General features: G+C 38.8%; 9 protein-coding genes and 3 pseudogenes. 10 read left to right on the top strand and 2 right to left on the bottom strand.

Going from position 1 to position 14,517, the window contains the following annotated elements:
* The first annotated feature begins 72 nt into the window (after positions 1-72).
* From ACFIK0_RS03955 to ACFIK0_RS03940, 4 genes are all read left to right on the top strand, one after another.
* Positions 73-1,320: an aminopeptidase gene (locus tag ACFIK0_RS03955; protein WP_273790562.1), complete on the top strand. Its 1,248-nt coding sequence runs from the start codon at positions 73-75 to the stop codon at positions 1,318-1,320.
* A 272-nt stretch (positions 1,321-1,592) separates the two neighbouring features.
* The gene (gene mutM, locus ACFIK0_RS03950) at positions 1,593-2,468 is read left to right on the top strand and encodes a bifunctional DNA-formamidopyrimidine glycosylase/DNA-(apurinic or apyrimidinic site) lyase (RefSeq protein WP_375643403.1); all 876 of its coding nucleotides are present in this window, start codon (positions 1,593-1,595) and stop codon (positions 2,466-2,468) included.
* Positions 2,469-2,553: 85 nt separating this feature from the next.
* Positions 2,554-3,948: a M20/M25/M40 family metallo-hydrolase gene (locus tag ACFIK0_RS03945; RefSeq protein ID WP_273790560.1), complete on the top strand. Its 1,395-nt coding sequence runs from the start codon at positions 2,554-2,556 to the stop codon at positions 3,946-3,948.
* Positions 3,941-4,561, top strand: a complete 621-nt coding sequence (locus ACFIK0_RS03940) for a ribonuclease D (RefSeq protein WP_273790559.1) — start codon at positions 3,941-3,943, stop codon at positions 4,559-4,561. The genes ACFIK0_RS03945 and ACFIK0_RS03940 overlap by 8 nt, the downstream gene beginning before the upstream one ends.
* Positions 4,562-4,810: 249 nt before the next feature.
* On the opposite strand, the pseudogene ACFIK0_RS03935 reads toward ACFIK0_RS03940, so the two are convergent.
* Positions 4,811-5,245: pseudogene (locus ACFIK0_RS03935) on the bottom strand (integrase); the annotation flags it as partial.
* Between the two features lie 412 nt (positions 5,246-5,657).
* Between ACFIK0_RS03935 and ACFIK0_RS03930 the strand changes: the two are divergent.
* The 3 genes from ACFIK0_RS03930 to ACFIK0_RS03920 all read left to right on the top strand — a co-directional run bounded on the left by ACFIK0_RS03930 (position 5,658) and on the right by ACFIK0_RS03920 (position 9,012).
* Positions 5,658-5,987, top strand: a complete 330-nt coding sequence (locus ACFIK0_RS03930; protein WP_273790557.1) for a hypothetical protein — start codon at positions 5,658-5,660, stop codon at positions 5,985-5,987.
* A gap of 1,018 nt (positions 5,988-7,005) precedes the next feature.
* Complete coding sequence (locus ACFIK0_RS03925) at positions 7,006-7,839, top strand: outer membrane protein (RefSeq protein WP_375631054.1); 834 nt, start codon at positions 7,006-7,008, stop codon at positions 7,837-7,839.
* Between the two features lie 336 nt (positions 7,840-8,175).
* On the top strand, positions 8,176-9,012 hold the full coding sequence (locus ACFIK0_RS03920) for a porin (protein WP_375663541.1): 837 nt from the start codon (positions 8,176-8,178) through the stop codon (positions 9,010-9,012).
* 292 nt (positions 9,013-9,304) lie between these two features.
* On the opposite strand, the gene ACFIK0_RS03915 is transcribed toward ACFIK0_RS03920, so the two are convergent.
* Entirely contained in the window at positions 9,305-9,475 is a 171-nt protein-coding gene (locus tag ACFIK0_RS03915; protein WP_375660866.1) for a hypothetical protein, read from the bottom strand.
* Between ACFIK0_RS03915 and ACFIK0_RS03910 the strand changes: the two are divergent.
* From ACFIK0_RS03910 to ACFIK0_RS03900, 3 genes and pseudogenes are all read left to right on the top strand, one after another.
* Positions 9,405-10,200 (top strand): annotated as a pseudogene (locus ACFIK0_RS03910) (outer membrane protein). The gene ACFIK0_RS03915 and the pseudogene ACFIK0_RS03910 overlap by 71 nt on opposite strands.
* Before the next feature lie 182 nt (positions 10,201-10,382).
* Positions 10,383-11,264: an outer membrane protein gene (locus ACFIK0_RS03905; RefSeq protein WP_375631052.1), complete on the top strand. Its 882-nt coding sequence runs from the start codon at positions 10,383-10,385 to the stop codon at positions 11,262-11,264.
* Positions 11,265-11,839: 575 nt separating this feature from the next.
* Positions 11,840-14,517: pseudogene (locus tag ACFIK0_RS03900) on the top strand (hemagglutinin repeat-containing protein); the annotation flags it as partial.

Raw genomic sequence — 14,517 nt, 5'->3', positions numbered from 1 at the left:
CAAAGGATCTGAAAAACAATTTATAATATGACGACATAAAGAACGCATTTTATTTAGAGAAGGGTATTGGTAATGTACTTTGATATTCATGAGACAATTTCGCCTGAAATGCTTAATCGTCTTGCAGAAATTACAGTGAAAGTGGGGTTGAATTTACAAGAAGGGCAGGATCTTGTTTTGACTGCTCCAGTTTCAGCGTTACCTTTTGTTCGGCGTATTGCATATCATGCTTATAAGGTTGGTGCTGGTGTCATTACACCAATTTTTAGTGATGATATATTATCGCTTACACGGTTTGAAAATGCTCATACAGCTAGTTTTGATTGTGCCCCTTCTTGGCTTTATGAGGGAATGGCAAAGGCTTTTGAAAATGGGGCAGCGCGTTTAGCGATTGTTGGTGATAATCCTTTGCTCCTTTCCAATCAGGATTTTGATAAGGTTTCACGTTTAAATAAAGCCACTTCAATAGCTTATCAGCCGGCACTCAAGCAAATATCAAATTTTGCTATGAATTGGTCGATTGTTGCTTATCCAACAGCAGGGTGGGCTGAGGCGATGTTTCCTTCTTTATCGCTTAATGAGGCGATTAAAAAATTAGCTGATGCAATTTTTTCTGCTTCACGTGTTACAGAAGAAGATCCGGTACAGGCGTGGACTGTCCATAATGCACATTTGAAGAAACGATCATCTTGGCTTAATGAGCAGCGTTTTTCTGCCTTACACTTTACAGGGCCAGGAACTGATTTGACGGTTGGTTTGGCAGATGATCATGAATGGCATGGCGGGGCATCTGTTGCTCAAAATGGTGTTATTTGCAATCCGAATATTCCGACAGAAGAAGTTTTCACGACTCCTCATGCTCATAAGGTTGAAGGTTTCGTTCGCTCAACAAAGCCCCTTTCCTATCAAGGAACTCTGGTTGATAATATTGAAGTACGTTTTGACGCAGGGCGTATTGTTGAGGCTCGTGCATCAACAGGCCAAGAAGTTTTACAGCAGGTTTTGCAAAGTGATGAGGGTGCAAGCCGGTTGGGCGAAGTTGCCCTTGTGCCCCATTCTTCACCAATTTCTAAGAGTGGCCTCCTTTTTTATAATACCTTATTTGATGAAAATGCTGCATGTCATATTGCTTTAGGTCAGTGTTATTCCAAATGCTTTTTAGATGGGGCATCATTGACGTCAGAAGAGATTGCAGCACGTGGTGGGAATAAAAGTGTCATTCATATTGACTGGATGATTGGTTCTGGCGAAATTGACATAGATGGCATTACCCAAGATGGTGTAAGAGTTCCTGTATTTCGTAAGGGTGAATGGGCTTAATTTTGTTACCATAAAACACGGTCATTTGAGGTGGGGTGGGATGTAAGCCTCATTGATACGTTAAGTATTTTAGAGTGTGTGGTATATATTCAAGGCAGGGTTTGTCCATAAAGCCTTTAGTTAAATGATTCACATGAGTAGGAATCCAAGTAAAATCCACTCATCAAGAATTTGTTTAGTAGATGTAGAGGAAGTCTTCGTTCTTTGAGGGGGAAAAGAAGTTAATATATCAGTGATACGATTGGAAAGTGTATAATTATTAAAGAAGAGAGATGCCTGAGCTTCCTGAAGTAGAGACAGTTCGTCGTGGACTTGAGTCCGTTGTAACTGATGCAAAGATAGTATCTGTCAAACTTAATCGTAGAGATTTGCGCTTTCCTTTTCCTGAGGCTTTTTCTGAGCGCCTTATTGGCAGAACAATTATAGAACTTGGTCGGCGTGCAAAATATTTATTATTTCATCTTTCTCAGAATGAAACGATTTTAAGCCATTTAGGAATGTCTGGTTCATGGCGTATAGAGAATGATCTTTTAAGAACAGTTTTTTCAACGACAAGTAAATTGGTTAAGCATGATCATTTTGTCATGGATATTCAGACAAAGAATGGTGACGTTTATCGTCTTATTTATAATGATGTGCGTCGCTTTGGGTTTATGCTTTTAGTCGATACGGATAAGCTTTATGAACATCCACTTTTAAATAAGCTAGGTCTTGAACCTATGAGTAATTCGTTTTCTGGTCGTTATTTACAAAAGGCTTTTGTTAATAAAAAAATGTCTCTCAAGGGTGTTTTACTTGATCAGTCTATTGTTGCAGGTCTTGGGAATATTTATGTTTGCGAAGCACTTTGGCGGAGTCGTTTGTCTCCACAACGTGGTGCATTTACATTGGCATCACAAACGGCACGGGCACGTGAATTTGCAGATTCTTTAGCACAAAATATACGCAATGTGATTTCTGAAGCTATTTTGTCTGGTGGCTCTTCTTTACGTGATTATATGCATATAGATGGTTCACTTGGTTATTTTCAGCATGCTTTTTCAGTTTATGGACGAGAAGGCAAGCAATGTTTGGAATGTGGAGCGCCTATTATGCGCATTTTACAGGCTGGACGTTCAAGTTTTTACTGCTCACAATGTCAAAAATGAATAAGGCGTCTTGCAAAATCTTACAAGAGGCTTAAAGTCATCGTATCTATAATATAATTACACAAGGCTTGAAAGGTTTTTTTTTATGCTGAATAAAGTACTAACACATCTTGATGGAAATATAGAGAAGAGCCTTGAACGCCTTTTTTCTCTTTTACGTTTTCAATCGATTTCTACAGACTCGGCTTACAAGGATGCATGTCGTAAAGCAGCTGATTGGTTAGTAGAGGATTTAAAAAGCATCGGTTTTGAGGCTTCACGCCGTGATACACCGGGGCATCCAATGGTTGTTGGGCATCATCCTGGACCTTCAGATGATTGTTTGCATGTGTTGTTTTACGGACATTATGATGTTCAACCTGTTGATCCATTGAGTTTATGGGAGGATGATCCATTTACACCTTCTTTAAAAGAGAGAGATGGAGAGAAAGTTATTTGTGCTCGTGGAGCTTCAGATGACAAAGGTCAGTTGATGACTTTTATTGAAGCATGTCGTGCATTTAAGAAAGAAACAGGGCAGCTTCCTATTAAAGTTACTATTTTATGTGAAGGCGAGGAAGAGAGTGCTTCTCCTTCCCTTATTCCTTTTTTAAAAGCAAATACAGATGAACTTAAGGCAGATTATGCATTGGTTTGTGACACGTCAATGTGGGATGCGAATACTCCATCTATTGCTCTTTCTCTTCGGGGAATTATGGCAGAAGAGATTATTATCACAGCAGCTAATCGTGATTTGCATTCTGGTTATTTTGGAGGAGTAGCAGCTAACCCCATTCGTATTTTAACGAAAATCTTAGCAGGACTTCACGATGAAAATAATAGGGCAACACTTCCTGGTTTTTATGATGGAGTAGAAGAAACACCTCCACATATTTTACAATCATGGAATGCGCTTAATTGTACTGCTGAAAATTTTCTTGGTCCTATAGGACTTTCCGTTCCAGCTGGTGAAAAAGGGCGGAGCATTTTAGAGCTTGTATGGGCACGTCCTACCATGGAAATTAATGGTATTAGTGGCGGCTATGAAGGGGAAGGGATGAAAACGGTTATTGCTTCTCAAGCGAGTGCAAAAGTATCGTGTCGTTTGGTGCATAAGCAAGATCCAGAGAAAATACGCCAAGCGTTGCGTGATTATGTACGTAGCTCAATTCCTGCTGATTGTAAGGTTGAATTTAAGAATCACGGTTCTTCTCCGGCACTTCAGATTTCTGATGATTCATCTTTTATCAAGGAGGCGAAGGATGCCTTATCACAAGAGTGGGAAGTGCCTGCTGTCTTGACAGCCATGGGGGGCTCGATCCCAATTGTAGCAGATTTTCGGTCAATTCTTGGCATGGAAACTCTTTTGGTTGGTTTTGGACTGGCTGATGACCGTATTCATTCGCCTAATGAAAAGTATAATTTAAAATCATTTCATAAGGGGCAGCGGTCTTGGGCGCGTATTCTTGCAGCTTTAGCAAATAGGAGGGTAAATGGCTGAGATTCGTGTTCATCAAGGTGATTTACCAAACTTAGATAATTATCAAACTGATGCTGTTGCGATTGATACCGAAACTTTAGGATTACAACCCCATCGTGATCGTTTATGCGTTGTTCAGCTTTCTTCTGGAGATGGTACTGCCGATATTATACAGATTGCTAAAGGACAAAAGAATGCACCTAATTTGGTCAAGCTTCTTAAAGATAAAGCAGTCGTAAAAATATTCCATTTTGGGCGTTTTGATCTTGCTATTTTAGCACATACATTTGGTGTTATGCCAGAGGCTATTTTTTGTACAAAGATTGCTTCGAAACTCACGCGTACTTACACGGATCGTCATGGCTTGAAAGAAATTTGTAATGAATTGCTGAATGTGAATATTTCTAAACAGCAACAATCTTCGGATTGGGCGGCAGAAACGTTATCACAGGCGCAAATTGAATATGCTGCGTCGGATGTGTTATATTTGCATCGTTTAAAGGTTATATTTGAAGAACGTTTAAGACGTGAAGAGCGAGAAAATGTTGCCAAGGCATGCTTTCAATTTTTGCCTATGAGAGCTAGGCTTGATCTTTTAGGATGGGCGGAAGTTGATATTTTTGCGCATAGCTAACTTTAAAATTGGCTTTTTAATGGAGTTAATTATTGATGTGAGAGGACAAAATGCTTGTACATTATGGACATTTTATCCTCTCATCTTTTCTGATAAGAATTATAATAAATTCTTAAGTGCTATTTCATTTGAAGTTTAGGTAATAAAAGTACTTTTGCGAATTCATATTTTTTATTTTTGTAACAGCTTTTATTTGAAACAAAGCAATTTTGAGGAGAGGCTGGAAACATACGGTGATTGGAAGACTTAAATCTCTGCAACCAGTATACAGCCTAATTGGGGGAGAATATGAATGTGTAAATGTAAAAACCAAATCTCATCTTTACCATCATTTTTAATTCGGCTTTACGACTTTCAAAAGTATTTAAAGCAATGTCTGTTAAATAATAGAGATTACGCATTGCCTCATGTTTTTAATGGATTTACGTTCTTCGTGTAAAACAGAACGCCCTAAACGGAATATATTTGTGTTGCTAATTCATGTGCTTTTTTAAAGAAACCGGCACCCAAATCCATTTTACGACGGCGCTTATGAATGGTATAACGATAAAGCCCCCAAAAATATGATATAAAATTCATTGAGCACTCCCATTTTTACGCTTACGGAGTAACAAGCTGCTACCATCACACCACTTTGCCAACTCCCAATGTTGTGTAGCCCTTGGCACGGTTCATAAGAGACATTTTAGTCTTTTTAGTGTTTTTTATCCACACAGCTCTTCCAACTTATAACGTGCAAACAAATGGTTTTAATTGATTCAACATGAAAAAGATTTTGAATGAGAGAATCTTATGATGTTTAGGGTTCTCAGTCAATGTGAATAATGCTAAATTATCATTATAAATCAGTATATTATATGAAGTTCGTATAGTTTATTATTTTCAGACGATACTTCGTGCCTTTATTTATTACTCAATAAGTAATTTCTATGTTGGCAGAGCAGGGCAATTTGCTTTTATTTTAAAAGCAAAATGCTCCAAAGCTTTATTTTTAAGGATTTTCACTTTTTATCTATAAACACATTATTTTTCTCTGGAAATTTGCAATGAAGGCACTAGATAAAATCCATTATGAATATTTGATGAGGTTAAATTTATGAATATAAAATATTTTATTACAGCTTTTGCTACTTTTGCTTCAATCTCTATGGCTCAAGGTGCAAGTTTTTTAGCGTCTCAAAATCTTATACAGAGAGCATCTTCGACTGTTCCTCCAATAGGTTTTTTTTCTGGTGAACAGCTTTGCAAGTTATTATCTGAAGTTTTTCAGATAGAACTTTCTTGCACAAATAACAGCGAATGCATAACAGCAGCTAAGTTAGTACCTGTGTTACATTCTGGTAAAAAAAGAGATCATTATCCTAAAAGAAGACCAGGGAAAAGAGGACGGCCAAACCTATTTGCACGAGGTCCAATGAGTTTTTAAAAAGTGAAAAAACAACATTAAGAAGTATAATATATGTTTTGAAGTTGAAAAAGAGGGATATTTTTTCTGCCAAATTCATGATTTTTAAAGCAAGGGGTGGTTTGAAAACTTTAAGAAAGATTTCTCATTTTTTCAGCTTTAAGGAGATTTCTATATAAGTTTTAATGTTTATCATACCGGTTGTTTGTCTTTAGGTATTTTTTTCAATTTCGTCTTGTAAAGGAGTATGAAATGATAGCCTACAAATAAGGCTGAAGCTCTGAAAAAGACTTTACTATAAGGTTGAGAGAAGAAAAAAATGGTAAGTATGTCAAAAAGGAATAAATGCCTAAATTAAAAACAAAGAGTAAATGTAATGAAATTGCATGTAATCTTGTTGCAGTCCATAGGGTAGTGGAGATCTTGTTCATGTGCGCTACAAGCATTCTTTACAGTGATGAAAAAATAATCAAAGAGCTATTCACATTTGGTTATACGAAGGATGAAGCTAAAAACGTTGTTTGTATGAATTTAAATGGAACAGTTACATTTAGCTGCTCTCAATATTGTAACGGTCTTCACTATTACAATATTGAGAGTATTAATAGGAAGCATTTTAGCTTTTAAATAGTTTTATTTATTCACACACTTGCTCGTTTGTGAGGTGCTGGGGGGGCTTTAATATAAAAAGGCTTAAGATAAGAACATCTTCAATATTGCAGACGAATTAATATAAAAGATATTTTTTCATTATAAATCAATATATTATATTTTTATGTCAATAGCACACGCTTTACACGGAGGGTACTGTGGCGCAGTTTTTTTATCAAAATGATAAAGGAGAGAAAACGTGAGGAAAAGAGATCATTTGTGCATGGGCATAGTTTAATTCTCATTTATTACAGATCAAGCAATTAAGGGTACTTTGATTGGCTTTTTGTTTTTTTTATAAGTGTATCATTTTTGCTACAGATATCTGAAGATGGGGCTCTATATGAAATGGTGTGTTCAAATAAATATTCAGCTATGGAGAGAAAATATGAATATGAAATGGTTAATAACAGCTTCTGCTTTCGCTTTTGTTTCAGCTTCAGCAGCTCAAGCAGCAGATGTTATTGTTCCCCCCAGTCCAACACCTGTTGCTCCTGTTATTGTTGCTCCAACTTTTTCTTGGACAGGTTTTTATGTTGGGGGGCAGATTGGTGGTTTTTCGGGTAAGACGAAAATGGATATTCTCAGTAACGGAAAAAAGATTCCAGCACCTGATGACCTTTTGCCTAAACTATCTGGTTTCATGGGTGGTTTTTACGCAGGTTCCAACGTTGATCTCGGCAATGGCCTTATTTTAGGTGTTGATACAGATATCATGTGGTCTAATAAAGATGACACGAAGACAGGAAAAACATATGTTATTCTTCCAGATCACATAAATTATATTAAGAAGATATTAACAGAATCTGGAATTAATATTGGTAAAGATGCGCTTGTACCTGGTGATAAACGAACCCACAGTTTCACTTTTAAAGAAAAGTGGGCTGGTGCGACACGTGTACGTATTGGTTTTGCAGCTGAACGCATTATGCCTTATGTTGCTGGTGGTATCGCCTATACACAGCTTCAAGATAGTGCATTGATTTCAATAACAGGGAAAGATTCAGATAAAGTAATAGCTTCTGGTACTCTGTCTGATGAAACAAAGACCCTTGTTGGTTACACGCTTGGTGCTGGTGTTGATTTAGCAATGACCAATAACGTTATTGTCCGTGCGGAATATCGTTACTCAGATTTTGGTAAAAAGAAATTCTCAAATGATAAATATGAGACATCTTACAAAACCAATGATTTCCGAGTTGGTGTTGCTTACAAATTTTAATAGATGGTAAGTTAAATAACGAAGAGGCTCTGTCTTTGACCGAGCCTCTGTTATTCTTTGTTGCTATATTATCACACAATACATAATTTATTGTGGATGTGAAAAGATATTATTCAGATTTTCTTAAAAAAATTCATAGACAACAAACAAAAATTACATTTAAAAATCAATAAGTTATTTATATATAATCTTTAGGCTTCTCGTACAAAATCAAGCTATGAAGCAATTTTGTCTGGGATGTGCCCTCCATTTTCTGTGACTGTATCATTTTTACTACAGCTTTTCTTTCTGTAATCTTGTAGCACTGTGCTCATAAATAAATTAGGAGCAAAGTTTATGAATATAAAATCTTTAGTAACAACTTCTGTTATCGCTATAGCGGCAGCTTCTGCAGCACAAGCTGCTGATGTTGTCATCCCTCATGAAACAGCCCCAGCAGTCATCGCAGCAGCCCCTTCATTTTCTTGGACAGGCTTTTATATCGGTGGTCAAGTTGGTAACTTTTCAGGTAAAGTTGATGAATATGATTCAGAAACAAAAAAGAAAATTACAGATAAAGACTGGACACCTAAGCCTTCCGGTTTCATGGGGGGTATTTATGTAGGTTCTAACGTGGATCTTGGAAATGGCCTCATTCTAGGTGTTGAAACTGATGCCGTCTGGGCTGACCGCGAAGATTCAAAAGCGCATTCAGCAGTCATTGGAGCAATTGGCCTTGATGCTTTCAAAGATGAGCTTATAGCAGCGAAAGCTACACCTGCTACAGGAAAAACTATTGCTGGTATCGCGGCGACTGACAAACGTGTAGATAGCACCTCTATAAAAGAAAAATGGTCTGGTGCAACACGCGTTCGTGTTGGTTTTGCAGCCGTTGATCGCATTATGCCTTATGTTGCTGGTGGTATTGCTTATACGCAGCTCCAGATAGTCGATTCTCTTAAGGCGGAAGGAGCTGATGGTGCCGAAATCGCTTCTGCTAAAGTGTTTGATGAAACGAAAACGATGGTTGGTTTCACTGTAGGTGGTGGTATTGACTTTGCAATGACAGACAATGTTCTGTTGCGTGCAGAATACCGTTACTCAGACTTTGGTAAAAAAGCATTTGTAAAGGACGGGGATAAAATAGCTTACAAAACCAATGATTTCCGTGTAGGTGTTGCATACAAATTCTAATTTCGTCAACAACGAAATGATGAAGATAAAATAAATTGTCATGAGGCTCTGTTAAAGACGGAGCCTCTGTTATTTTTCTATTGTTATATTATTACACACTCCATATTTATTGGCGGTGTAAAAGATATTATTCAGATTTCCTTAAAAAGATTTTTATAAACGACAGGCAATAATTACGCGGTAAAATCAATGAATTATACGTATTCATAACTTACAATTTCTTGTGAAACGTGAAGTTATGAAATGACTTTATCTTGCGTCAGCTTTCGTTTCCTATGATTGTATCATTTTACTACAGCGTTTTTTTGTAGTCGTATAATACTGTGCTCGTAAATAAATGAGGAGCAAAGTTTACGAATATAAAATCTTCAGTAACAACTTTTATTATCGCTATGACTACAGCTTCTGCGGCACAAGCTGCTGATATTGTCATTCCTCGTAAAAAAGCTCCAACAGTTATCATAGCTCTTTCGTTTTCTTAGACAGGTTTTTATCTTGGTGGTCAAGTTGGCAACTTTTCAAGTCAAAGTTTATGTATTTGATTTAGAGACAAAAGAAAAAAACTTCAGATAAAGATGCACTACCTAAGCCTTCAGGTTTCATAGGTGGTATTTATTTTAGGTTCCAACGTAGATCTTAGAAATGTCCTAGGTGTTGAAACCGATGCAGTCTGGGCAGACTGAGGAGAGACGAAGACGGTCTCAGGGATTCTTGCGATTGATGAATTTGATGATTTTAATGATGAATTTAAAGATGCTGGTGTCACATTGGATGAAAATGAAAAGTTTCAAAAGGTTGACACAGCAGTGTATTGCATTGGTTTCAAAGAAAATGGTCTGGTGCAACACGGGTTCGTGTTGGTTTTTCCGTCGCTGACAGTATTATGCCTTATGTGGCTGATGGTATTGCTTATGCGCAAATACAGGGTGTTGGTAAAGTTTCAGGAACAAACAAAATTGGCAAATGGGTAAGCCAAGTAAAGAAGTTTCTGCTACAGTATTTGATAAAATAAAAACGATGGAGGGTTTCACCCTTGGTGGTGGTATAGATTTCGCGATGACAGATCATGTTCTGCTTCGTGCGGAGTACCGTTACTCAGACTTTGGTAAGAAGGAATATAAAAAGTATTACCTTAAACTAGGTTACACAACCAATGACTTTCACGTAGGTATCGCTTACAAGTTCTAATTTCATCAAAAGTGCAATTATGAATAAAAAGTATTAATAAAAAATTAAATTTCCAAAAGATATTGACTTTTACAAAAGCGCTGTTTTCTGGGCTTTTATTTGTACGACTGTGACATTTTTACTACAGCTTTTCTATTTATAATCTTGTAAGGTCGTTTTGTAGTTAATTTAGGAGCAAAATTATGAATACAAAATCTTTAATAGCAACTTCTATTGCCGCTTTAATTTCAGCTTCTGCAGCACAAGCTGCTGACGTGGTGATCCCTCGTGAAACAGCCCCAGCAGTTATCGCAGCAGCCCCTTCGTTTTCTTGGACAGGCTTTTATCTTGGTGGTCAAGTTGGTAACTTTTCGAGTAAAACTAAAGTAACTATTCCAGGAGAAGATAAAGAACTTGTCAAAAAAGATAACACACCTAGTCCTTCTGGTTTCATGGGTGGGATTTATGCCGGATCTAACGTAGACCTTGGAAATGGTCTCATTCTCGGTGTTGAAACCGATGCAGTTTGGGCAGACCGTGAAGAATCAAAAACAGCCCGTGAATTGACTCTTACTAAAGAAGATGTGGCATTTTTTAATAATGCCCTTGAAAAAGCTAAGGTTGAATTAAAAGATCAGCAACGGTTTGAAATAGGTGACAAGGTAACGGAAAAGCACAGTTACAAAGAAAAATGGTCTGGTGCTACACGCGTTCGTATCGGTTTTGCTGCTGTTGACCGTATTATGCCTTATGTTGCTGGTGGTATTGCCTATGCGCAGGTACAGGGTATTCAATCAGTTACAGGAAAAGGAGAGAGAGTTAAAGTTGAACAGAAAGCTGATGTGGTTGAAAACCCATCAATTAAGCAAAATGTAGATTTGACTGGTGGTACTTGGGCTGATGACACGAAGACAATGGTTGGTTTCACTATTGGCGGCGGTGTTGACTTTGCAATGACCGACAACGTTCTTTTACGTGCAGAATACCGTTACTCCGATTTTGGTAAAAAGAAATTCGCCAACGATACACGTGAATTCAACTACAAAACCAATGACTTCCGTGTAGGTGTCGCTTACAAATTCTAATTTCGTAAAAATGAAATTATTAGCACAAAAAATACTAAGGCCTCGTTTAACGGGGCCTTTATTTTATTAGCTCTCTATTTTATTTCTCTTAATCTCTTTTATTTTTTATTTGTATCATTTTGTATTATAAGGCTTAAAAAAGTTTTATATTATAAAAGGCGAATTAGTAGTATGCAGTGATTTTATAACTACTTATTACATAAAATCTTATATTACGGCTATCATTTTACACTTAAGTGAAAAGTATTTAATTAATCTCAGAAATAAGACAATATCATAACCAGTGACGAACTTTAGTCTACTTTTATATGCTAGATTAGAGCGAGCATACTACATATATCTGTTAGAGTAAGTTCTGAAACGGGAATACAGCCTCATTGGGGAAGAATATAAAGTTACAAAGAGAAAAACTAGTTTCCAACTTTATCATCTTCTTTTAATTTAGCTTTACGTTTTTGTTTATTGCATTTCTTAATGGGATCATACTCCTCATGCAAAACAGAACGCCCTAAACGGAATACACTTGTTGTTGTGTATTCACACATTTGTTTTAAATAAATATTTTTCAAAGTACATCAAGCCCACTTCTCTCTGGAAAAGATTTGAATATTTTAGGCTCTGATGTTCAAGCAACGGATAAACTTCTCTTGCAAGCTGAGAGGAATGTTTCGATTGATGCCACACGCAACAGTGCCAATAGCCATCGCGGGGATCAAACCTTTCATGTCGCCGTGCACAATGGCTCTCATTTAAGTTCTGGAAAAAATACCACTGTTCTATCGGGTGGCGATATCCATATTGCTGCTTCCGATATAGATGCCAAGGGCAATGTTGGTCTTGGTGCCCAAGGGGAGGTAACAATAGGGGTAAGAAACGATGAGATGGAGTATCATCTTCGCACCAAAAACACGAAAGTGGACATGCAAGCTTCTCATGCCGTTGGCTCTTCGATAAAATCGGGAGGTGATACCACTGTCATTGCAGGGCAGGATGGCAAACCACATGATCTTAGCATCACAGGCAGTTCCATTGCGGCTGATGGCAAGGTAGGGCTGAAAGCCAGCAACGATGTCCTGATCAATAATGCAGAGGATAGCTTACATTATGAGATGTCGTACCATAAAGACGGTGGGGTGTTTAGTAGCAGCAAATCTGAGCATAACAAGATGGATGTGCGCCAAGTTGTGGGGTCAAGCATAACAGGGGGTGAAGGCGTTGCCATTGATTCCGGAAACAACACGGAAGTTGTAGCCTCGACGCTCATAGCCGGTAAGGCAGAGGAAACGTCAGGAGAGAAAGCACCAGGAGATCAGAAACAAGCGGATATTACCATTCACTCTGGGGGAAAGATTGTCATCAAAGGCGCCCAAGAACACTTGGATCAGCAAGCGCAATCGTCATCAAGTGGCTTTTTGCATGAGAAATCGTCCGATACATCTCAATCGCATACCACAACGGTCTCCTCTATCCTTGGGGCGACGGGCAACATCGTGTTAGACGCACAAGGAGAAGCCAAGATTTCTGCTTCTCATCTGCTTTCCGGTCAAGATATCAATGTGAGCGGAGAAAGTGTGACGATTGATGGCATGACAGATCATCATAAAAGCCATTCAGAGACCCATGAAACGGGTTTTGGTGTGGGATCAGGCAAGGGCTTTGTGTCGATATACGGGAGTGAGGGAAAGACAGAAAATGAAGAGAGTTTTGAGCATCAAGGTTCTTCTCTCAATGCGGATGGTACGATCAACATCACTGCCAAGAAAAAAGATGTGACAATTGTTGGCTCTGATCTTGCAGGTGAGAATATTAACCTTTCGGCAGCTCGTGATGTGAATGTGCTTGTTGGTCATAATAGCCATTCCTCAAGCTCAAAGGAAGAACGTACAGGCTTTGGCATTCAGTTTGAAAAGAGCAACAGCGGTGCTTCTGTAGGTGTTGGAATTGCAAGCGCCAAAGATACGGGCGATCAATGGGAAAATACTTCCACACAATCACACATCACGGCACGCCAAGATGTGCAGATTACTGCTGACAATGATGTGAATATGCAAGCAGCCATTGTTTCGGCGGATCGTGATGTCAACATTGATGCCGGCAATAATATCACCCTATCAGAAAGCTATGATACCTCTAACGGCAAAGAGACACATGAAAAGTCTTTTGCTGGTGTGACAACTTCCGTTGATATCGGTGTCCTTGGCACGGTACAAGGACTAAAAGATGCCGCAGATCACATGAATAATAAGGATGGTAACAATACAGTTATTAATGGCATACTGACCGGCATGAAAATCAGTCATCTTTATAGTAAAGGCAAAACCTTTGTTAATTGGCTGACTGGCAATACGGGGGAAAAGGGGAACACAACCAAAGGACTGAGTAGCTCATTAGGAGGGGTGGGGGGCTCCACCAAGGATGCTCTTGCCAATCTGGCTGGCGCATCTGGCAGTGTAACCGTGGGCTTTAAAACTGAGAAAACAGAAGCCTCTTCTCAAGTCTCCACAGCGGTGACAGATAGCATAGAAGGCGGACGCGCTGTTAACATGCAAGCCCACAAAGGCAGCATTCATGGTGTTGGCGCTGATATTATTGCTGGTACCAATCCAATCTATGTGCTGGAAAATGATGCACAGAGCGGAAAGATCACCATGGAAGCAGGTGAAGATATCATCTTTGAAAGTGCACAAAACACGCAAAGCACACAAAACAGCAGTGAAAGTGCTTCAATGAGTGTTGGCACCGGTTATGGCACGGGTGGCGCAGGGGCAACGGGTAGTGCTGCTTTTAGTCAAGGGGAAGGTTCCAGTGAGGAAGTTCAACACAAAAACAGCCATATTATAGGCACCGGCACCGTTCATACCACGAGTGGGGCAAACACCACATTGGCAGGCGCCGTGGTTTCTGGAGAGCGTGTAGAAATGGAAGTAGGGGGTGATTTTGCCATTACCAGCCGCAGTGATACGGGACAAACTTCCAGTAAGCAAAATTCTGTTTCTGTTGGGTTTGGTGCTGGACAAAAGGGTGGTGGGGGGTCCATGAGCGCCTCTTTCCAAAAGGATAAATCCTCCAGCGATTATCATAGTGTTGTGGAACAATCAGGCATCAAAGCTGGTGATGGCGGCTTTAATATCATAGTTAAAGATAAAACAACGCTGACCGGAGGCATCATTGCCAGCACCGCGCCGGCAGAAAAAAACAGCCTGACCACAGGAAGCATTAGCACCAGTGATATCAGCAACGGTGCGCATGCTAA

Origin of the sequence: Bartonella sp. CL63NXGY (assembly GCF_042194905.1) — a bacterium.
In the GTDB taxonomy this organism is placed as follows: Bacteria; Pseudomonadota; Alphaproteobacteria; order Rhizobiales; family Rhizobiaceae; genus Bartonella.
The sequence above is the reverse complement of the archived record's forward strand: the minus strand, read 5'-3'. Positions and strand labels throughout refer to the sequence as shown.